This is a genomic window from Microbacterium sp. Y356 (assembly GCF_059445355.1).
Genome location: NZ_JCAIUE010000001.1, coordinates 1,812,327 through 1,831,849, shown reverse-complemented (window position 1 = coordinate 1,831,849; position 19,523 = coordinate 1,812,327). Strand labels below are relative to the sequence as shown.

The 19,523-nt window shown below is 66.0% G+C and carries 19 protein-coding genes; 9 read left to right on the top strand and 10 right to left on the bottom strand.

Annotation, left to right across the window (positions count from 1 at the left end):
* Window position 1: 1 nt before the first annotated feature.
* The 4 genes from AC1C2Q_RS08745 to AC1C2Q_RS08730 all read right to left on the bottom strand — a co-directional run bounded on the left by AC1C2Q_RS08745 (window position 2) and on the right by AC1C2Q_RS08730 (window position 4,326).
* Window positions 2–727, bottom strand: coding sequence for a DUF2786 domain-containing protein (locus tag AC1C2Q_RS08745; RefSeq protein ID WP_495449792.1), 726 nt, complete (start codon window positions 725–727; stop codon window positions 2–4).
* A 299-nt stretch (window positions 728–1,026) separates the two neighbouring features.
* Window positions 1,027–1,179: a hypothetical protein gene (locus AC1C2Q_RS08740; RefSeq protein WP_495430705.1), complete on the bottom strand. Its 153-nt coding sequence runs from the start codon at window positions 1,177–1,179 to the stop codon at window positions 1,027–1,029.
* The gene (purL, locus tag AC1C2Q_RS08735; protein WP_495449791.1) at window positions 1,176–3,506 is read right to left on the bottom strand and encodes a phosphoribosylformylglycinamidine synthase subunit PurL; all 2,331 of its coding nucleotides are present in this window, start codon (window positions 3,504–3,506) and stop codon (window positions 1,176–1,178) included. The genes AC1C2Q_RS08740 and purL overlap by 4 nt, the downstream gene beginning before the upstream one ends.
* Before the next feature lie 229 nt (window positions 3,507–3,735).
* Window positions 3,736–4,326: a biotin transporter BioY gene (locus tag AC1C2Q_RS08730; protein ID WP_495449790.1), complete on the bottom strand. Its 591-nt coding sequence runs from the start codon at window positions 4,324–4,326 to the stop codon at window positions 3,736–3,738.
* Window positions 4,327–4,420: 94 nt separating this feature from the next.
* Between AC1C2Q_RS08730 and AC1C2Q_RS08725 the strand changes: the two genes are divergently transcribed.
* Window positions 4,421–5,017 carry a TetR family transcriptional regulator gene (locus AC1C2Q_RS08725; RefSeq protein ID WP_495449789.1) on the top strand — a complete coding sequence of 199 codons (597 nt, stop codon included), beginning with the start codon at window positions 4,421–4,423 and terminating at the stop codon, window positions 5,015–5,017.
* A 366-nt stretch (window positions 5,018–5,383) separates the two neighbouring features.
* Here AC1C2Q_RS08725 and AC1C2Q_RS08720 read toward each other — a convergent pair whose 3' ends face one another.
* Window positions 5,384–6,382: an SDR family NAD(P)-dependent oxidoreductase gene (locus tag AC1C2Q_RS08720; protein WP_495449788.1), complete on the bottom strand. Its 999-nt coding sequence runs from the start codon at window positions 6,380–6,382 to the stop codon at window positions 5,384–5,386.
* 74 nt (window positions 6,383–6,456) lie between these two features.
* Between AC1C2Q_RS08720 and AC1C2Q_RS08715 the strand changes: the two genes are divergently transcribed.
* Complete coding sequence (locus AC1C2Q_RS08715; RefSeq protein WP_495449787.1) at window positions 6,457–7,029, top strand: TetR/AcrR family transcriptional regulator; 573 nt, start codon at window positions 6,457–6,459, stop codon at window positions 7,027–7,029.
* Window positions 7,030–7,088: 59 nt separating this feature from the next.
* The gene (locus AC1C2Q_RS08710) at window positions 7,089–7,601 is read left to right on the top strand and encodes a hypothetical protein (protein WP_495449786.1); all 513 of its coding nucleotides are present in this window, start codon (window positions 7,089–7,091) and stop codon (window positions 7,599–7,601) included.
* Between the two features lie 234 nt (window positions 7,602–7,835).
* Here AC1C2Q_RS08710 and AC1C2Q_RS08705 read toward each other — a convergent pair whose 3' ends face one another.
* Window positions 7,836–8,339 (bottom strand): DUF4188 domain-containing protein, encoded by a 504-nt coding sequence (locus tag AC1C2Q_RS08705; RefSeq protein ID WP_495430698.1) that lies wholly within the window; start codon window positions 8,337–8,339, stop codon window positions 7,836–7,838.
* Between the two features lie 71 nt (window positions 8,340–8,410).
* Here AC1C2Q_RS08705 and AC1C2Q_RS08700 point away from each other — a divergent pair, with 71 nt between their 5' ends.
* Window positions 8,411–9,034, top strand: a complete 624-nt coding sequence (locus AC1C2Q_RS08700; RefSeq protein ID WP_495449785.1) for a MerR family transcriptional regulator — start codon at window positions 8,411–8,413, stop codon at window positions 9,032–9,034.
* Between the two features lie 22 nt (window positions 9,035–9,056).
* On the opposite strand, the gene AC1C2Q_RS08695 is transcribed toward AC1C2Q_RS08700, so the two are convergent.
* Window positions 9,057–9,440, bottom strand: coding sequence for a winged helix-turn-helix transcriptional regulator (locus AC1C2Q_RS08695; protein ID WP_495449784.1), 384 nt, complete (start codon window positions 9,438–9,440; stop codon window positions 9,057–9,059).
* A gap of 82 nt (window positions 9,441–9,522) precedes the next feature.
* On the opposite strand from AC1C2Q_RS08695, the gene AC1C2Q_RS08690 reads away from it, so the two are divergent.
* From AC1C2Q_RS08690 to AC1C2Q_RS08680, 3 genes are all read left to right on the top strand, one after another.
* Window positions 9,523–9,933: a RidA family protein gene (locus AC1C2Q_RS08690; protein ID WP_495449783.1), complete on the top strand. Its 411-nt coding sequence runs from the start codon at window positions 9,523–9,525 to the stop codon at window positions 9,931–9,933.
* Window positions 9,934–10,049: 116 nt separating this feature from the next.
* Window positions 10,050–10,565, top strand: coding sequence for a nucleoside deaminase (locus tag AC1C2Q_RS08685; RefSeq protein WP_495449782.1), 516 nt, complete (start codon window positions 10,050–10,052; stop codon window positions 10,563–10,565).
* Window positions 10,566–10,635: 70 nt separating this feature from the next.
* The gene (locus AC1C2Q_RS08680; protein WP_495449781.1) at window positions 10,636–10,812 is read left to right on the top strand and encodes a hypothetical protein; all 177 of its coding nucleotides are present in this window, start codon (window positions 10,636–10,638) and stop codon (window positions 10,810–10,812) included.
* Window positions 10,813–10,891: 79 nt separating this feature from the next.
* Here the strand turns inward: AC1C2Q_RS08680 and AC1C2Q_RS08675 are convergent, their stop codons facing one another.
* Window positions 10,892–11,608 carry a TetR/AcrR family transcriptional regulator gene (locus tag AC1C2Q_RS08675; RefSeq protein WP_495449780.1) on the bottom strand — a complete coding sequence of 239 codons (717 nt, stop codon included), beginning with the start codon at window positions 11,606–11,608 and terminating at the stop codon, window positions 10,892–10,894.
* 83 nt (window positions 11,609–11,691) lie between these two features.
* On the opposite strand from AC1C2Q_RS08675, the gene AC1C2Q_RS08670 reads away from it, so the two are divergent.
* A complete protein-coding gene (locus tag AC1C2Q_RS08670) occupies window positions 11,692–12,561 on the top strand; it encodes an NmrA family NAD(P)-binding protein (RefSeq protein ID WP_495449779.1) in 870 nt (289 codons plus the stop codon).
* A gap of 22 nt (window positions 12,562–12,583) precedes the next feature.
* Here the strand turns inward: AC1C2Q_RS08670 and AC1C2Q_RS08665 are convergent, their stop codons facing one another.
* Window positions 12,584–14,107 carry an ATP-dependent DNA ligase gene (locus AC1C2Q_RS08665; RefSeq protein ID WP_495449778.1) on the bottom strand — a complete coding sequence of 508 codons (1,524 nt, stop codon included), beginning with the start codon at window positions 14,105–14,107 and terminating at the stop codon, window positions 12,584–12,586.
* A 234-nt stretch (window positions 14,108–14,341) separates the two neighbouring features.
* Here AC1C2Q_RS08665 and AC1C2Q_RS08660 point away from each other — a divergent pair, with 234 nt between their 5' ends.
* Window positions 14,342–18,400, top strand: coding sequence for a DUF5979 domain-containing protein (locus tag AC1C2Q_RS08660; RefSeq protein ID WP_495449777.1), 4,059 nt, complete (start codon window positions 14,342–14,344; stop codon window positions 18,398–18,400).
* A 66-nt stretch (window positions 18,401–18,466) separates the two neighbouring features.
* Here AC1C2Q_RS08660 and AC1C2Q_RS08655 read toward each other — a convergent pair whose 3' ends face one another.
* Entirely contained in the window at window positions 18,467–19,420 is a 954-nt protein-coding gene (locus AC1C2Q_RS08655; RefSeq protein WP_495449776.1) for a hypothetical protein, read from the bottom strand.
* Between the last annotated feature and the right edge of the window lie 103 nt (window positions 19,421–19,523).

Genomic DNA, 19,523 nt, shown 5'->3' with positions numbered 1-19,523 from the left:
TTCAGCGAGGCAAACCGCGTCCGGGAGTGAGGGACTTCCCGCCGGTATTCGCGTCACGACCTGACCTGTGCCCATGAATGAAGGCAGAACGATCGGCCCCCTGACGTGCTCGCCCCCTGACGTGTGGGATGTCGTTGAAGAAAGTATCCACCTGGTCGCGCCGAGACGCCAGAACGACGTCGGTCCCGGTGCCAGACTCCTCGATGATCACGCGTCGACTCTCGCTGAGGCGCTGTGATGCACCGATTCCGAACCCTCGGATGAACCCGCTGCGCGCACGCCGCTTCTCGCTCTCCGAGTGCCGGTTGTACAGCTCCCGTTGACCCGCCCACCAGGCTCTCATCGCGACCATCGCCTGCACCTGCAGACTCGCGGTAAGAATCTTCGCCTGGTGTACATCGGACGTGAACCCGACGAAATACAGAATCATTCCCCCGCCTGGATGCTCCGCCTGCATCGGCCGGATCGAGCCGAGCGCGAACGCGACGTTGCCGCCGAGCTCGCGGATGTCTCGAGCGTAAACGCCGGTGAATAGCATCCGCTCCTGGATGATCTCCTCCCGCGTCTGCCCGATCTGCGCACGACGTGCGTCGAGGCGTGCCTGTTCGATGCCGTACTTCACCATGAGTCGTTCGGCGTGCTCGGTCAGCGCCTCGGCCTCTTCAGGCGTCGTACTCTCCGCCTTCGCCAGCAGCTTCGCGATTAGGTCCAACTTGGCTTCGCTCACTGTGTCCTCCTTTGTCTACGATGCCTCGTATCCTGCACGGGACCACCCGCATTGACGCGCTCGAGTACGCGATCGGTGGATAGTCGCGTGTGAGCGCGTGGCTGTGGAGGAGGAGACCGCGGCGGTCGTCGGTAGCGAGGAGTGGAAGGCTTCGCCCCAACCACGATCGATCCGCGCCCCTGCTTACCGTCGGGGCCCCATACTGCCGACGCTCGGAACAGGGAGCGTCGACGTGAACAGGTGGCGCCTCAGCCGAACAGGGGCGTCAGCCGAACAGCAGCGTCAGCCGAACAGGGGCGTCAGCCGAACAGCAGCGTCAGCACGGTCGAGCCGCCGCCGATGAGGATGAGCGAGACGATCGTCACCCACGCCACGATGCGCATCCGGCGGTTGCGGGATTCGCCCAGACGGCCATAGTCGTCATCGGCGTCGCGCTGCTCGAGATCACTCATACGGACTCCGTGACAGTCGGGCCGAAGGCCGCCGGCAGTGTCGCCCGCGACGTGGTGCGCAGTTCGTCGGCTGAGACCGTGAACAGCCCGGTGACCTCAAGGTCAGGGACGGTGTCGGTCACGCCGATGCGCAGCACCGGGTAGCCGCGTCCTTCGCAGAGGCCCTGGAACTTCACGTCGTCTTCACGGGGAACGGTCACGATGACGCGGCCTGTTGACTCCGAGAACAGAGCGGATGCTGCATCCACTCCGTCGCGCTCCATGATCTCGGTGAGCCAGACGCGTGCTCCGATGCCGAAGCGCATGACTCCCTCGGCGAGGGCCTGTCCGAGGCCACCCTCCGACAGATCGTGTGCGCTGGAAATCAGCCACTCGTCGCGCGCGGCGCCGATGAGGCCGGCAAGACGCTTCTCGGCGGCCAGATCGACCTTTGGTGGCAGGCCACCGAGGTGCTGGTGCACTGTGTCAGCCCATGCCGACCCAGAAAGCTCGGTCGAGGTGGTGCCGAGCAGGTAGATGTTCTGGCCTTCGTCCTGCCAGCCCGAGGGGATGCGACGGGAGACGTCGTCGACGATGCCGAGAACGCCGACCAGCGGCGTCGGGTGGATCGGGGTGTCGCCGGTCTGGTTGTAGAACGAGACGTTGCCGCCGGTGACCGGGGTGCCCAGTTCGAAGCATCCGTCAGCCAGGCCGTCAACGGTCTGTCCGAACTGCCACATGACCTCGGGGTTCTCGGGGGATCCGAAGTTCAGGCAGTCGGTGATCGCGGTGGGCGTCGCGCCGGTGACGGCGACGTTGCGGTACGCCTCGGCAAGCGCCAACTGCGCGCCCGCATATGGGTCGAGCTGGCAGTAGCGGCCGTTGGCGTCGAGCGAGATCGCGAAGCCGAGGCCAGACTCCTCGTCGACGCGGATCATGCCGGCGTCGTCGGGGAAGGCGAGGGCCGTGTTGCCGAGCACGTAGTAGTCGTACTGGTTGGTGATCCAGCTGGTGTCGGCGAGGTTCGGAGATGCGACGAGCGCCAGGAACTGCTCGCGCAGCACCTCCGCGTCGTCGGAGCGTGGCAGCAGCTCCGCGGCATCCGCTTGCAGTGCGTCGATCCACGTCGGGTAGGCAACAGGGCGGTCGTAGACGGGGCCGTCGACCGCGACTGTCGACGGGTCGACGTCCACGATGCGCTCGCCCTGCCAGTCGATGATGAGGCGGCCGTCGCCGGTGACCTCGCCGAGCACGGACGTCTCGACGTCCCACTTCTTGACGACTTCGAGGAAGGCGTCAAGCTTCTCGGGAGCGACGATCGCCATCATGCGCTCCTGCGACTCTGACATGAGGATTTCCTCAGCGGTGAGCGTGGGGTCGCGCAGCAGCACGTTGTCGAGCGACACCTTCATGCCGCTGTTGCCGTTGGCGGCGAGCTCGCTGGTGGCGCACGAGATCCCGGCGGCGCCGAGGTCCTGGATGGCCTCGACGAGCTCGGCCTTGTACAGCTCGAGGCAGCACTCGATGAGCACCTTCTCGGCAAACGGGTCGCCGACCTGCACGGCGGGCCGTTTGGTGGGGCCACCGTCGTCGAAGGAATCGGATGCCAGGATGCTGGCGCCGCCGATGCCGTCCCCGCCCGTGCGGGCACCGAAGAGCACGACCTTGTTGCCGACGCCGGTGGCGTTCGCGAGCTTGAGGTCTTCGTGGCGGAGCACGCCGACCGCGAGCGCGTTGACGAGGGGGTTGGCCTGGTAGACGGAGTCGAACACCGTCTCGCCACCGATGTTCGGCAGGCCAAGGCAGTTGCCGTAGAAGGAGATGCCGCTGGTCACGCCGTGCACCACTCGTGCGGTGTCAGGGTGGTCGATCGCGCCGAAGCGGAGAGCATCCATGACGGCGACGGGGCGGGCGCCCATCGAGATGATGTCGCGGACGATGCCGCCGACGCCGGTGGCTGCGCCCTGGAACGGCTCGATGAAGGAGGGGTGGTTGTGCGACTCGGCCTTGAAGGTGACGGCCCAGCCCTCGCCGACGTCGACGACGCCCGCGTTCTGGCCCATGCCGACCATGAGGCGTTCCTTCATCTCGTCGGAAACCTTTTGGCCGAAGCGCTTCAGGTAGTTCTTCGACGACTTGTAGGAGCAGTGCTCGCTCCACATGACGGAGTACATGGCCAGCTCGCCCGAGGTGGGGCGGCGGCCGAGGATTTCCTTGATGCGCGCGTACTCGTCTGGCTTGAGGCCGAGGGCCGCGTACGGCTGCTCCTTCTCAGGAGTCGCTTCCGCGTTGGAGACGGAGTCGGGGACATGCTGACGAGCGGATGCTTCAGGGGTGGGGGTGGTCACGCGCACTCCAAGATCAGGGCCGGCGGGGCAGATCCAGTCTACTTGGGTGGTGGAGTGCGACGGATCGGCGTGGGTCTGCGGCCGTCGCTGTGCATAACTCCGCAGAACTTGCCGGATTTGGGCTGTTTCGGGCCGAATGGCCGTCGATCCGGCTGATTTTGAGGAGTTATGAACGCGAACCGCCGGCGACCAGCCGCCCGCGCTCAGCGCGCCCGCACAGCGCCCGCGCTCAGTCGCGCGCGCGTGACCGGTCGACGATGCGCCAGGTCAGCGGGAGCAGGCCTGACAAAGCGGCGATCTTGATGGCATCACCGATCAGGAATGGCAGAACGCCGAGGGTGAGTGCGGTGACGAGGTCGACGCCGAGGTAGGCGGCGAGCCACGGAACCCCGAAGGCGTAGATCGTGAGCGATCCGAGAGATGCCAGTGCGATCGTCGACCAGACAGTGCGGTCGGAGCGCCTGCGAGCGAGGGAGCCGACGATGAGCGCGGCGACGACGTAGCCGACGATGTAGCCGAACGATGAGAATGCCCAGCCGGATGCTCCGTGCGCGAACAACGGAAAGCCGACGAGGCCGAGTGCCAGGTAGAGGCCCGCGCTCATGGCGCCGCGGAGCGGTCCGAGTGTGGCACCAGTGAGGAGCACGGCGAAGGTCGCCAGCGAGATCGGCACCGGTGTGAACGGCAGCGGGATCGCGATGTAACCCGCGACGGTGATGAGGGCGGTGCCGCCGAGTGTCAGGGCGACATCGCGGACGCGAGCGCCGGGGATGAGGTCGGCCAGCACGGGGAAGTGGGTGCGGGTTGCGGATACGGACATGGTTCCTCCTGGATGCTGTACACGAGAACACACTCGACAGAACGATGCTCTCCTGAACACTGTTCTATAGAACGATGTTCAGTACGATAGCAGGATGAACGCACTGCAGTCGGGCGAAGCGGGAATTCGCAATGGGAAGAGCGATGTCGTCTCGGCCGCGATGCGCGTGCTGGCAGACCAGGGCCTGCCCGGCCTGTCGATGAGACGCATCGCCGACGAGATCGAGGTGCAGGTCAGTGCGCTGTACTGGCACTTTCCGAACAAGCAGGCGCTGTTGGCGGCCGTGAGCGAGCAGATCGTCAGTGCTCCAGAGGCGGATGCCTCGGGAGATCTTGCCGCGATCGCAACCGCGCTGCATGAGCGGCTGCTCGCTTACCGGGACGGCGCCGAGATCGTCTCGAGCTCATTGGCGTTGGGGATGCTGGAGTTGCCCAGCCGCACACATCTCGTATCGGCGGCTCGCGGGCTGGAACTCGATGAGGCATCGGCGGAAGTCGCTGCGGACACTCTGGTGCACTTCGTGATCGGGTACACGTTCCACGAGCAGCAGCGCATGCACGCCGCGGTGGTCGGCGCCGCGGATGCATCGGTCGATCTCGTGCCAGCGCGGGCCGAGGAACGTCTGGATGCGTTCGACGCAGGCCTTCGCATCGTGGTCGCCGGCGTGCGGGCGACGGCTGCCGCTCGGTAGCCCGCCCGGCGTGCGGGCGACGGCCGCCGCTCGGTAGCCCGCCCGGCGTGCGGGCGACGGCTGCCGCTCGGTAGCCCGCCCGTTGCTCGGGTGTCAAAGTTTGCCGCCACCGGCGAACTTTGACGACGATGTGTGACCCCTCGCAGCTCGCGGGCACCGGCGCGTTCGGGCGAGGGGTCGCACATTGCCGGCTTCCGACGCGGAAACCGGCCATGTGAGCCACCTCGCCAAGCGACGACGCCCCGGCAGTGAGGGCAACCCGCCCCCGCAGACAAAGAGATCCCCTCTGCGGCAAGCTGCAGAGGGGATCTCACATCCAACGGGGGGATTGGATGCATCCCGGCAGAACCGGGACGACTATGGGGGTTACTGCACCGACCAGCCGCCATCTGATGCGACGATCGCGCCGTTGATGTTCACGGCGTCGTCCGACAGCAGGAACGTGATCGATGCGGCGAGGTGCTCGGCTGTCGCGAGCGTCGGAATCGCCTGCTGGAACGGCGCGAGGCGCCCGGAACCATACGACGACATGTTCGGAGGCATCGGGATGCCGGTGGCGACGCCGCCCGGTGCGACGGAGTTCACTCGGATGCCCTTCGGTCCGTACATGAACGCCGCAGACTTCGTGACGCCGAGGATGCCGTGCTTGCTGGCCGTGTAGGCGTTGCCGGATGCGTTGCCGCGCAGGCCCGCCTCGCTCGCGACGTTGAGCACGGCGCCCGCGCCCGCCGCCTCCATGAGGGGGGGCACGGCGCGCATGAGCTTGAACGGCGCGGTGAGGTTGATCGCGATGACGCGGTCCCAGACGGCATCCGAGGTCTCGCCTGCGGGGGAGAAGTCATCGTTGATGCCGGCGACGTTTGCGAGGGCGTCGACGCGGTCACCCGCTGCGGCGATCACGGCGTCGATGGCGTCCTGCGTGGTGAGGTCCCCGGCGACGGTGGTGATGTCGGCATCCGCGAGCTCTGTCTTGAGGGCCTCGAGCTTGTCAGCGGCGATATCGGATGCGATGACGCGTCCGCCTTCGCGGGCGATGCGGGATGCCGTGGCCTTGCCGATTCCGGAGGCGGCGCCCGTGACGATCACGGTCTTGCCTGCGAAGCGGCCGGGGGTGATCTTCTCGACCCAGCCGGTGGGAGCGTCTGTGGGGATCTCGCCGCCGTTGGCCGCGCGGACGAGGTCGTCGACGACTGACTGCGGCATCGCTCCCTGGCTGAGGGCGACCATCTGCTGCAGGGGTAGGCCGAGCACAGGGGTGAGGGAGTCGGCGTTCGCGCCAGCCTGGGCCAGCATGCGTCGGATCAGCTCGCCGCCGGTCCGGTCCTTCAGCCATTCGCCGATGGTGGAGTGTGCGGTTAGTACCATTTCGTTCTCCCTGTCCAAATTTCGCAACGGAGCGTCTACTTACTTTTGATGGTACGCCTCGCTACCCTGAAAAGGTGCCGAGACCTCGCAGTGAAAAAGCCCGCCAGGCTGTGCTGGCAGCGATGCGTCGCGCGCTTGCAGCAGGGGCGTACGCGGCGGTGACGATCGAAGGCCTCGCGGCGGAGGCTGAGGTTTCGAAGCAGACGATCTATCGCTGGTGGCCGTCGAAAGCGGCAATCCTCGGGGAGGCGCTGCTGGATGGGGAATTGCCCGGCGGGGTATTGCTGCCGATGACGGATGACCTGGGGGCTGACCTGCGGAGCTGGTTCTCGGCGGCTTCTGGGGCTCTCGGCACGCCCGAAGCTATTGCGCTCGCGCGGGCGCTGATCGCGGTGACAGCTACGGATCCTGCACTCGGCGACGCGCTCAACACGCGCTTCGCTGGACCGATCGTGGCATGGAGTATTCAGCGAATCGAGCGTGCGCGTGACGCCGGAGATGTGCGAGCGGATGCCGACAGCGAGGTCATCGCAAACCAGTTCGTCGCGCTGGTTTCGTATACTGCGCTAATGGGCAGGCCCCTCAGCGAGGAGCGGGTCGCCGCTACCGTCGATGTGCTGCTGCGCGGGATCGCGTCCGGTCGCTGAGCTGCGTCCAGGCTAATCTCATGTCCAGGCTAATCTCATGTCCCGGCTAATCTCATGAAGTGTCCGCATTCGCCCTGAAGTACGCCTTGATCGCACTCGCGATCCTTTTGGTGGTCGGCGGAATGTGGTGGGCGGCGAAGCGTCCGAACCGTTCGAAGCGGAATTCCGCACGCGTGCGGATGCCGATCTTCGCCCCGCTTGTCGGCTGGGTGTTGCTGTCGGTCGGATTCCTGATGGCGCTGGTCTCGTTCACGTCGCGGTACACGGCTGACCTGCTCCCCATGCGCATCGCGTCGGTGGCGATCACGTTCGCGGGGGCGTTCTTCCTGATGATGTATCGCAATTGGTATGTGGATGCCAGGTCAGACGAGGTGCGCTTTCGCACCGTTTTCGGGCAGGAGCGCGTGATCAGGTACGTCGACATCGTCGATTCTCGGATGCGCCAGATCAACGGGCAGCCCCGTCTTCAGGTGCGCTCGTCGTTCGGAGTGAAGCTCAGCGTGAATCCGCGGATCTACCCGGTCGAGCCGCTGCTGGCCGCTGTCGGGGCCGGGGAGCCGACGGGGCGCTGATTCCACGCGTCGCCGCCGTTCGGTTCGAAGTGCCCGCTCGGGTGTCTCAGTTTGTCGCTAGCTGGCCGATTTAGCGACCATGTGCGGCCCCTCGTGCGACTCGCGGTTTCGGGAGGGGTCGCACATTGCCGCCTCCCGGCGCGGATTGCGGCAATGTGCGCCACCTGCGGGCAGATCGGATGCCGCCACCCGCGGGCAGAACGGATGCGCCACCCGCCAGCAGAATGGATGCCGTCACCGCCCCGTCGCGGCATCCGCGGTGGTCCGCCCCTCAGCGAACCGCGCCTGCGCGCGCTCGTGCCGCTTGCCGACCTCAACCGGTTCGGTGGCTTTCGCGAGCCCCATGGGCTTGGTCGACACGTACACGCTCTCGGCGCGCTCGACCAGGAACGTCTCGTGCCAGACTCCGACGGTGCCCGGTGCTTTGCGGGCGGCCTTGTTGAAGGCGGTCCAGGCCGGTCGGTGCTCCTGCGAAGGAGCGGATGCGTAGGCGTAGAGCTTGTCGATGGATGACCAATACTGCGTGACGTACGGGCCGCCACTGCCGAACAGCAGCTGATAGCCGAGGAGGCCCGATTCTTTATCGATGGACAGTTCGCGCAGCATCCGGGGCATGGCCATGAACGCCGGCATCCACAGGTCGGGGCGCCACCATTTGTTGATCTGCATCCCGATGTGGAAGACGACGAGCTCACCCTCGTGGCGGTGGCTCATTCGGCCTTTGACGACTTTCGACATGATGTCCTATCCGGATAGATAGCGACGCTATCCATAATGGATAGCGCTACTATCGATGTCAAGAGGTGGCCATGAGAATTTCAGAACTGTCGGCGCAGACGGGCGTTGCCGTGCCGACGATCAAGTACTATCTGCGCGAGCAGCTGCTGCCCGAGGGTGAGCGCAGCGCGCCGACGCAGGCCGCGTACGGCGAGGTGCATGTGCAGCGGTTGCGGGTCATCCGTGCGCTGATCGAGTCTGGGGTGAGTGTCGCCGAGACGCGCCGCGTGCTTGATGCCCTGAACAATCCGCCGGAGAACGCCCACGAGCTGCTCGGTGCTGCGCATGCGGCGGTCACTCCTCCCGTCGACGATTCGCTCGATCTGACCTCGGCGCAGGATGCCGTCGCGGGGCTCGGGTGGAAGCCAGGGATGTGCGATGACGCGGTGCTGCACGATGTCGCCCGGGCGTTGCAAGGGCTGGAGCGTGCGGGCTTCGAGCTGGCACATGATGCGCTGCCGGTGTATCTCAAGAGCATGCGTGCGATTGCGGATGCTGAGATCGCCGGAGTTCCGACGGAGTCGGCTGAGGCGGCGGTGCGTTACGTCGTGCTGGGGTCGGTGCTGGTGGAGCCGCTGTTGCTGGCGCTGCGGAGAGTGGCGCAGCAGGTGGCGTCGGCGGAGCGGTTTGGTGCCGTGGGTGAAAGTGGAGCCTGAGCCGGCACCCGCGTGACAGCGGTCAATGCTGCCAGCGGTCGTGCTCGGCGTCGAACCGTTCCCGGGCGAGAGTGACGTCTCCGAGGTGCGCGGATGTCCACAGGAGCAGCGAGTCGACGAGGTCTTGCAGCGTCTGTCCGAAGTCTGAGATCCGGTACTCGACGGCGATCGGCCGCGTATCGATGACCACGCGCGCGACCATCCCGTTGCGTTCCAGCCGGCGCAGCGCCGTCGTCAACGACTTCTGAGAGACGGCGGGGATGGCCCGCCGCAGCTCATTGAAGCGCCGAGGCTGTTCACAGAGCCGGTCGAGGATCAGCAGAGACCACTTGTCGAGCACCTGGTCCAGAAGCTCGCGGTGCTCATCGGAAATCTGAGTGTCGGGGGCCGCGGTGGTTTCGTCCATGAAACCTAGTCTCGTTGAAGTGTCCTTCGAGCACTAGGTATAAAAAAGATACTTGATTGCTGAAGATGAAAGCAGGTATCTCATGACTGTCGATCTGATCACCCCGGAGGGCATGTTCCAGCCGGTTCCGTACCACCACGTCTCCGTCAGCTCGGGGCGCCGCCACGTGAGCGTCTCTGGCCAGATCGCGCGTGACGAGCATGCGAACAAGCTGTCGCCGGGCGACTTGGCCGGCCAGCTCGCCCACGCGCTACGCAACACCGCACGCGGGTTGGCAGGCGCCGGAGCGAGTTTCGCCGACGTCGTGCGACTGCGGGTGTATGTCATTCCCACGGACGAGACGATGTATGCAGACTTCATGCGCGGGCTCGAGAGCGTCGTGGAAGAGCTCGGGATTCCGCAGCCCCTGCCGCCGCTGTCGGTCATCGGGGTGAACTACCTGTTCGAGCCGGATGTGCTCGTCGAGGTAGAGGCCGACGCCGTGCTCGACTGAGAGGCATCCAGTATCGCTTGTCAACGTCGAACGCTCCCGCCTGTCGAACGCTCCCGCCTGTTGGCGGGGGCGTTCGTAGGGCGGCGCTGACCAAGTGATCGGACTACGCTGGCGGCATGGATGCGGATGCAGCGGCCGAGGGTGAGCACGAGCCGGCGGGGAGCAGCCTTGATAGGAACTTTCTGCAGCTGGCGGTGAAGCTGGCGGTCGATAACGTCGCCGACGGCGGTGGCCCTTTCGGTGCCCTGGTGGTGCGCGACGGTGAGATCATCGGCGTTGGCCAGAACAGGGTCACGCGCGATCACGATCCGAGTGCGCATGCTGAGGTGATGGCGCTTCGCGCGGCGGGGCAGCACATCCGCGACTTCTCGCTGGAAGGCGCGACGCTGTACTCGTCGTGCGAGCCGTGCCCGATGTGCCTGGCCGCATCGCTGTGGGCCCGGGTCGATCGTGTCGTCTACGCTGCCGACCGCCATGACGCCGCGTCTGGCGGTTTCGATGACCTTGCGTTCTATCGCCTGTTCGAGACCGAGCGCTCCGAGTGGGCGGTGCCGGTGGAATCGCTGCGGATCAGCGAGGCGGCGGCTCCGTTCGAGCAGTGGCTGAGCACGGAGGCGCGGACGGAGTACTGAGCCGCCGCCCCGGGAACTTCTCTGGCACCTTCTTGGCTAGCGGCGGATGCTGCGCAGTTAGGCTTGATGCATGGAGAAGAGCAGCGTGTGGACCATCGTCGGTGTTGTCGTCGCCGTCATCATTGCGTGGACTCTCGTGAGCATTCTGTTCAGCGTGCTGTGGTTCATCGCTAAGCTCGCCGTCGTGGCTGTGGTCGCTGTGGTGGTGTTCCTGGTGCTGCGCGGGGCTTTCAGCAAGTCGGAGTAACGCTGACTGCAGCACCCGCGAACGCGGCGCTGCACGCTCGGCCCTGACTGGCGAGCGACGGGAGATCGCGTTCGCGGCGTCAGGCGATTCGCATGGACGCGATTGACCGGGTGAGCCACTCCGCCATGAGCGCGCGCTCCGCATCGGTGAGGGCTGGCAGGTCGGGCAGCAGGGTCATGAAGGTGACCGTGAGCGTCGTCATGGCGGTGTCCGGTGCCGCCGGAGCGGTAGCGAGGATGCTGCGCAAGACGGCATCCATCATCGCCTCGGAAAGGCTGAGATCTCGTGAATCGGCGGGCTCGCTCAGTAGGACGAGAATGGTTCCGTTGCCGGCGGCGTGGATCATATTCAGCGCCCGTTGCTCGTCAACAGCAAGTAGGCCTGCGGCCGCAAGGCGTCGCACGCGTAGGAGCAGCACCTCTATGCCCGCGGCCGTTGCCTGCGAGGAGTCGCCACGACCGCTGGCGTTGAGCAACGCATAGAGTTCCGGATTCGCCAGGCCAAACTCCACGTGCATGCGCCATGCAGATCGCAGGTCTTCCACGGGGTCGCCGCTCTGCTCTTCCGCCGCTACGGCCTTAGCGGCAACATGCGCGGCCATGACGTGTTCGGCGACGGCATCGATCAGGCCGGCCTTGTCTCCGAACAGGCGATAGATGGTCGGGGCTTGTACACCGGCGGCCTGGGCCACGCCCCGTGTGGTGACGGCGCCCGCGCCGTGTTCACGCAGGAGTTGTGCAGCAGTTTCGACGATGCCTGTTCGGACGTCATCCCGAGTATCGGCCGCTTGATTCATGAGTCAATGCTAACAGTATGTTGTTATCGATGGAATATCGATGATACGGTTCTCGTGTTATCAACGAAAAAGTCAGGAGAATCATGATCGTCGTCACCGGTGCAACCGGAAAGTTAGGGTCCCAGATCGTCGACCGTCTGCTCGAGCGAGTCAACGCTGACACCGTGGGGGTCAGCGTCCGCAATGTGGAAGCGGCCGCGCCGCTCGCCGCGCGTGGAGTGCGCGTCCGTGCAGGCGACTTCACCGATCCGCACTCATTGGAGCACGCGTTCGAAGGCGCCGACCGAGTTATGGTCGTCTCTGCCGCTATCCGCGGTGAAGGCGCGACGGCCGCGAACTGGGCCGCGATCGATGCCGCTGGTGCGGCGGGCGCAGAGCGCATTCTGTACACGAGTCATCAGGCTGCGTCGAAGGACTCGCTCTTTACTCCTCAGCACACTCACGCCGAGACTGAGGAGTATCTTGCACGACAGAGTGTCTCCTTCACTGCTTTGCGCAACGGCTTTTATGCGAACACCCTCGGGTTCTACATCGCCGATGCGCTGAAGACAGGACGCTTCGTTCTGCCGCAGGATGGCCCAGTGTCGTGGACTGCGCACGCCGACCTGGCCGAGGCTGCAGCTGCAGCGCTTGTCGATGGCGGGGTTCTCGATGGTGTCACCGCGCCGTTGACCGCACCCGAGACGCTCGACTTCGAAGCAGTGGCTGGAATCCTCAGCGACCTCACCGGCCGCACCATTGAACGCGTAGTCGTTGAGGATGAGGAATGGAAGTCCGCGGCGGTCTCCGCAGGTATGCCGTCAGCGGCCGCCGACTTCACACTCGGGCTGTTTCGAGCAGCGCGACAGGGTGAGTTCGCCGTCAGCGACCCGACACTGGAGAACGTGATCGGCCACCCGGCCACGTCTGTTGCGAGTGTGATCGAGTCGATGCTCTCCGAGCGCAGCCAGTGAAGCCTCGGCCGTCGGCGGCGGGCTAGCCACGCAGCAGCGCCCGCAGGGTCTGGATAGTGTCGGCCTCCGCCGCGGTCTTGTCGGGACGGTAGCCCTTGACGCGGGCGAAGCGCAGGGCGATGCCGCCGGGGTAACGGGGCGAGCGCTGCACGCCGTCGATCGCGATCTCGACGACGAGCTCGGGGCGCAGGAACACGGCATACGGACTGCGGTGGGTCTCGTACTCGGGAAACGTGTCGGTCTGCCACTGCAGCAACTCGTCCGTGAGTCCCTTGAAGGTCTTGCCGACCATCACGAACCCACCGGGTTCGCCGAACTCGCCTTCGGGGTCGTGGGCGCCGAGGTGCAGGTTCGAGAGGCGCCCATGCCGGCGCCCTGACCCCCACTCCGCGGCGAGCACCACGAGGTCATATGTCAGCACCGGCTTGACCTTCACCCAGGACTTGCCGCGCCGCCCGGCAGCGTATGGCGATCCGATGGCCTTGACGAGGACGCCCTCATGCCCGGCCGCGAGTGCCTCGCGGGACAGCTGCTCCGCAGCATCCGGATCGTCCGTGACGATGCCAGGCATGCGCCAACCGCCAGCGACCTTCTCGAGTTCGGCGAGGCGGACGGCGAGGGGCTCGTCGATGAGGTCGCGACCGTCGACGTGCAACAGGTCGAAGAACCAGGGTCGAAGCGCGACGTCACGGGCAGCATCAGCGCCGAAGCGCGACATGGTCTCCTGGAACGGGCGCGGTCCACCGTCCTCATCGAGCGACAGCGTCTCTCCGTCGAGAATGAGGTCGCGGGCGGGCAGGCCGCGCACGATCTCGACTATCTCGGGGACGCGGTGGGTGATGTCGGCGAGGCTGCGGGTGTAGACGCCGACGTCGTCGCCGTGCCGGTGAACCTGGATGCGGGCGCCATCGAGCTTGTATTCGACGGATGCCTCGCCGGTCAGCTCGAGCGCAGCGGTCGGCGTAGCGGCGGTGGCTGCGAGCATCGGCAGCACCGGCCGGCCGACCTGCAGGCTGACAGCCTCGAGTTGCTCGGCACTACCGGTGAGCGCGAGGAGGGCGGTCTCGCCGAGATCTCCCGACAGCATCGCGGCTCGGCGGACGCTTGCGGATGGGCGGCTCGACGCGCGGGCGATCGCGTCGAGCAGCACGCCGCCGAGCGCGCCGGTGCGCAGTTCACCCAGCATCGCGCGGGCGAGAAAGTCCCACTCCCGGGCGGTGGCGCGGGAGGCGAGGTCGGTGAGCAGGCCGGTGCGGACTGCCGCCGAGCCAGACCCGGAAGCGCCGGCGAGCGCGTCGAGCGCATGGTCGACATCGGCGATGGCGAGGGTTGGCTCGGCGGCATGCGAGACGTCGAGCGCCGTGATGCCGCGCCATCCGACGCCCAGGCGACCCTGGCGAGGAGCGGCGAGCAGAAGCCCCGTGATGACAGGGATCTCGTCTGGCTCGGCGCGTTCGAGCAGCCGGGCGAGAGCATCGGTCTTCGCCAACCGCGACGACGTGGCCGCGACCGCCTCAGTGGTGTCCACCAGATCGGAGAGCTCCATGTTGGCATTCTTGCACCGTGGTCGGACGTTTAAGCGGTTGGTTTCAGCTCACCTCATTACCGGGCCAGTGCGGATGCCCCTACACGATATCCCCCACTAACAAAAGGGGGTGTGCTGTTTCCGCCGCGTGTGTAGCCTTTGGCATACCAAGTGACAGGCGACCTATCGGCGGGGGCTATGCGAGGTCAATTCAGTAATTCGAAGAGCAAACGTCGACGGTTGGTGTCGGGTGGTGTGGCCTTTGCGCTCCTCGCGGGTGGGGCGACTGTCAGCACTGCAGTGCAGACGGCTACCGCTCCATCGGCCGCTGCGGCCGCGGCAGGAGAGGTGAACCCTTTCACGTCTACGGGCGGGTTCACCGTCTACGCCCGGGAGAACGCCGTCCTCGGCAACGACGAGCTCGAAGGCTCGCTCGCTGTGGGTGGGACACTCACGGTGACGGAAGCTGCGACCTACGCGATCCTGCACGTCGTAGCCGGCACCGGCGCGTACACGCTGCCGACCGTCGACGGCGATCCGACCCGCCTGCTGATCGGGAATTACGACGACTCGGCCGCCAATGTCGGATCGATCAACATCACCAACGCTGGCCGCGAGAATGTGCCGGCCCCGGGAAGTCCCGAGTCCCGAGGCACCCTGAAACTGGTCGACCGTGAGATCGCTCCCTTCACGACTTCTGCGCGCGGAGACAACTGGGTGCGTATGTCGCTCGGCGGTGCGCCTCCTCTCATCGATGCCACCGCGCAGTCCTACCCGGCCGACGCCGCCCCGCCTAACGGATCGAACACGTCGATCTTCACAGAGCAGACCGAGTCGGACACCGTGCAGGTCGTTGCGGACTACGTGCGAGCGAACGAAGACGCCCTGATCGAAGACATGGCTGAGTGCTTGGCCATTGTCACCGACCCGACCGGGCAGGACGCATGGCACGTGGGCGTTGCTGAGGATGTCGGTGCCCGCAAAGTTCTGGGAGCACTTGCTTCGGACCGCCCGAACGTCGTGGCGTACGAGGACATCGCGGGCGCGGAGCTCTTGCAGTTCAGTACAGAGGTGCGGCCGGGCGCTGCCAATCCACTGATTATCAAGGTGCCTGAGGGAACGACCAACGTGCAGGGGCTGCGGATCGATCCCGCCGGCGAATACGCGCCGTTCACTCTGTGGGACCTTTCCGCCGTTACCGGCGAGGTGACCGTTGCGAACACCGGCGCCCGGATCGACGGCTCGGTCTACGCACCTTTCGCTGACGTCACGGTTGACGCCGCGCCGCTAGAGGGCCAGGTCTTCGGCAACAACGTCCACTTGCTCGGCGGGGAAGTTCATTCCTACCTCTTCGCTTCCACGATCACGTGCGGCGAACCGCGCGGCACCTTCCAGATGCGCAAGGCGCTGGAGGGCATCGGCCTCAGCGATCTGCCCGAGGGCACGACATTCCCCGTTGACTGGGAGGCGATGCTTCCCGACGGGAGCGTCGAGACCGGCACAATTCAGTTGCCCGCTGACGGCACCGCACAGGGTCCGGAAGCGCTTGATGGCACAGGATCGGCAACAAGGGCAACCTTCCCGATCGGCACGGAAGTGACCTTCACAGAGCTCGAGCCGGACCCGGTGCCTGGATGGGACTGGTCGGGCTGGTCTACGGATCCGCTGTCGGTGACCATCACCGATGCCGGCGACTCGGTTGTGGATGTGACCCTCACCAACACTGCCGTGCGGCAGACGGGAACCTTCGAGGTAGCCAAGACCGTCACTGACGGCTCGCCCGCGCCGCCTCTGTTGCCTGAGGGCACCGTCATCTCAGTGACCTGGACCGCCGATCGCCCCGACGGCGGCGCCCCAGACTCCGGCACGCTCGAGCTGGTCGCCGCTGCCGATGGGACATTCGCGACTGCCGGACCGGTGGACGATGCAGGCGATCCCATCCAGTTCCCCGTGGGCACGCAGGTCACGCTGGCCGAACCGAACCTCCCTGCTCCGCCCGCCGGATTCGCCTGGGGCGGATCGTCGTGGAGCCCAGACTCGACGCTCACCATCGATCGCGCGGGCGAGGTTGCCAGCGTGGCGCTGACGAACCTACTTGAGCCTTTAGTCGCGGAGACAGCCTTCACCGCCCTGAAGGTGCTCGACGCTGAAGGCGACGACATCCCGATCTTCACGATCGAGTACACGTTCGATCCGCCAGGCACCGACCCGCGCTCCATTGAGCAGACGGAGATCGCAGTCGGCGAACCGGTGAGAATCGCCACGACTCCCGCTGGTGACCCGATCCCACCAGGCACAACTGTCTGGGTACGGGAAGCCGGATTCGAACCGGGCGACCAAGTATGGGAGGAGCCGGTCTTGTCCGTCGGTGGCGAACCACTCACTGAGATCGATGAGGACGGCTTCTACGCCCTCGCGCTCGTCGACGGTGACACCGTTCAACTCGAGGCGACCAACGTCGGACGGCTCCCCACCGGCTCCTTCACTCTCGAGAAGAATCTCAATGGTGTCGAGCCCGGAGACGTCCCCGACGACCTTGAGTTCACCGTGGCGTGGACGGCTACCTTCCCGGACGGGTCGACGGTAGCGGGCACCACGACCCTTGCAGCGGGCGGTGGCGCTGTTCCCCCCACCGACGCCGACGGCGAGCCGCTCACCTTCCCGGCAGGTACGACAGTGACCTTCGATGAGACGGAGCTACCGGACCTGCTCGGCTGGACTTGGGGACCGGCAACGATCGATCCCGGAACAATCACCGTCGCGGGAAACGCCACCGCAGGGGTCACCGTGACCAACACCGCGGTGTTGGCTCAGGGCACCTTCGAGGTCAGCAAGGGGCTCAGCGTCATTGACCCGGACGAACTGCTCGCGGAGTCCTTTGCCGTCGACTGGACCGCTACACTCCCCGGTGGCGCGAGCGCTGCCGGTACGATCGATGTCCCCGCTGACGGGACTGTGGCGGGGCCGGGAAGGCAATTCCCAGTAGGCACCATGATCGAACTCACAGAGCGAGAGCTCCCCGAGGGCGCGCTTCCTCCGCTCTATGAGTGGGGGACGCCGCAGTGGTCCCCGGGAACCAGCGTAGTCATCGCGGAAAACGCCGAGACCGTGCAGCTCACGGTCACGAACACGGCGGTACCAGGCACGAGCGTGAGCGTTGAGAAGAGGCTGGACGACGCGACTGGCGGTGCGCTCCCGCCCGACGTCAGGTTCCCCGTCGAGTACGCCGTTCTCGACGCCCTCGCCCCGACGCGTGCCGAAATCACCCCTGGCGAGCCGCTCGTCCTCGACCGTGTCACAGTCGGTTCGGTCATCCAGATTCGTGAACTCGAACCGCCCGCGATTGCGGACGTCGACTGGGGCATCCCGGTGTGGACACTCGGAGATCAGGTACTCGAACCCGATTCGGACGGGTGGATCGTGGTGCAGGCGGAGACGACCGAGGCGCTGGGGCTGACCCTCACCAACGCTGCATCGCTTGCCGAACAGGGGGATGGTGAGGGGGTCTTCACGGTGGCGAAATCGCTTGAAGGGATTAGCGCTGCCGATCTTCCCTCCGACGTCGTCTTCGGGGTGGAGTGGGCTGCGCAGCTGCCTGACGGTACTTCGCGTACGGGAACACTTGATGTGCCCGCCGACGGCACGGCCGTCGGACCGACGCAAGACGGCGCTCCAGTGACGTTCCCGGTTGGCACGGCGATCACATACACCGAGGTCGTTCCGGAGGTCGACGGCATCGAGTGGGAGTCGAGCACGTTCTCGCCGGACTCCATCGAGATCGCCGACGACGGTGCGACAGTGGCCGTATCGCTGACGAACGCGGCATCCCTTGCCGAACAAGGGGAAGGTGAGGGAGGCTTCACGGTGGCGAAATCGCTTGAAGGGATTAGTGTTGCCGATCTTCCCTCCGACGTCGTCTTCGCGGTGGAGTGGGCCGCGCAGTTGCCTGACGGTACCTCGCGAACGGGAACGCTTGAAGTGCCCGCCGACGGCACGGCCGTCGGGCCGACTCAGGACGGCGCTCCAGTGACGTTCCCGGTGGGTACGGCAATCACGTACACCGAGGTCGTTCCGGAGGTCGACGGCATTGAGTGGGAGTCGAGCACGTTCTCGCCGGACTCCGTCGAGATTGTCGAAGACGGCCAGACAGTGGCCGTATCGCTGACGAACACGGCAAGCACCACCGGGCCTTCGCCAGGAGGAGCGCTTCCCGCTACCGGCTACGACGGCTCCTGGCTATTAGCGGTGGTCGGGGCGGCGCTACTGACCCTGGGTTTGGCACTACGGCGAAGGTCACGCGTCGACGAGGCGTGAGCGTCGACTCATCGCGACGAGCGGGGTAGGACGTTCGTGGCGCGTCGGGAGAAAGAAGCCCACCGCCTAGCGTGCGGTGGGCTTCCCGTCCGCGGCCCACGCCACACCCAAGGCGAACAGTGTTGAAACGCCGTACTGCTCCATCGCTGCCGCAATACGGCGCCGACCGGTTCGCGGGTTGATCCCGAGCCTGCGAGATGCGGCGTCGAGAGTGACGCCCTGCTTCATCAGTGCAAGAAGCGGCGACCACGGCTGCTCCGCACGGCCGATCGGCTCCGCGCGATGCCAGAGCTCGAGGAACAGGCTGCGGCCCAGCTCGGCGAGGGACGCGCTGCGGACGCCGACCACGCTGGACGGCCACCCCTCGCCCCATTCGACCGGCAATGCGAGCACGTCGCCGTCGATCCAGAACCAACTCGGAAGGTCGTCGAGAAGGCGGAACTCCACCCCGACGGCCGCGTAGCGCTCGGCGGCCGCCACGAGCCGTGGTTCCTCTGCAACCGAACGCGGGAGAAGGGATCGCACCGATTTCTTGCCGGCGAACATCTCAGCGAAACGGCTGGCGCGCGCGGGATCAGTCTGCAGGTAGCGGCCGAGATCGGGGAGCACTCCCCAGGCGGTGTCGCTCTTATCCTGCGCGATCTCATACCAGAGGTCTTCTGCCGCAGTCGGCCCGTGTCGTACGAAAGCGGGAACGATATCGCCGGATGCCTCGCCCACAGCCCAGTGACGCAGCAGAGCCGGTAGGTCTGCGACGAGCGCCTCGATTCGCGAGGCAGCCTCGTTCGTCGTTTGCCGCATCGCACGCAATTCGCGTTCGACGACGTCGGCCGTCCACATCGCCGGCGTCGAGTACGCGATCGCGCCATCGCGCACCGAGATCGCACCTCCTCGCGCGAGACGCGCAACGGCGTCGGCGGCCTCGCCCTCATCCGCGTGCGCGGTGCTGGCGAGCTCCGCTACCGTCTGAGGTCGGCTGCGGTAGATCAGTTCGAGCAGTGCCCTATCTTCCATGTTCACCTCCGGAGTGTTTGTAGACACCATCATGGTGCATGTGGCCGCATCCGGACGCCCTCTTGAGGCCGTGGCCGGAAGCGGGGGTTGTCTTGTCCGCTTCTGTCCA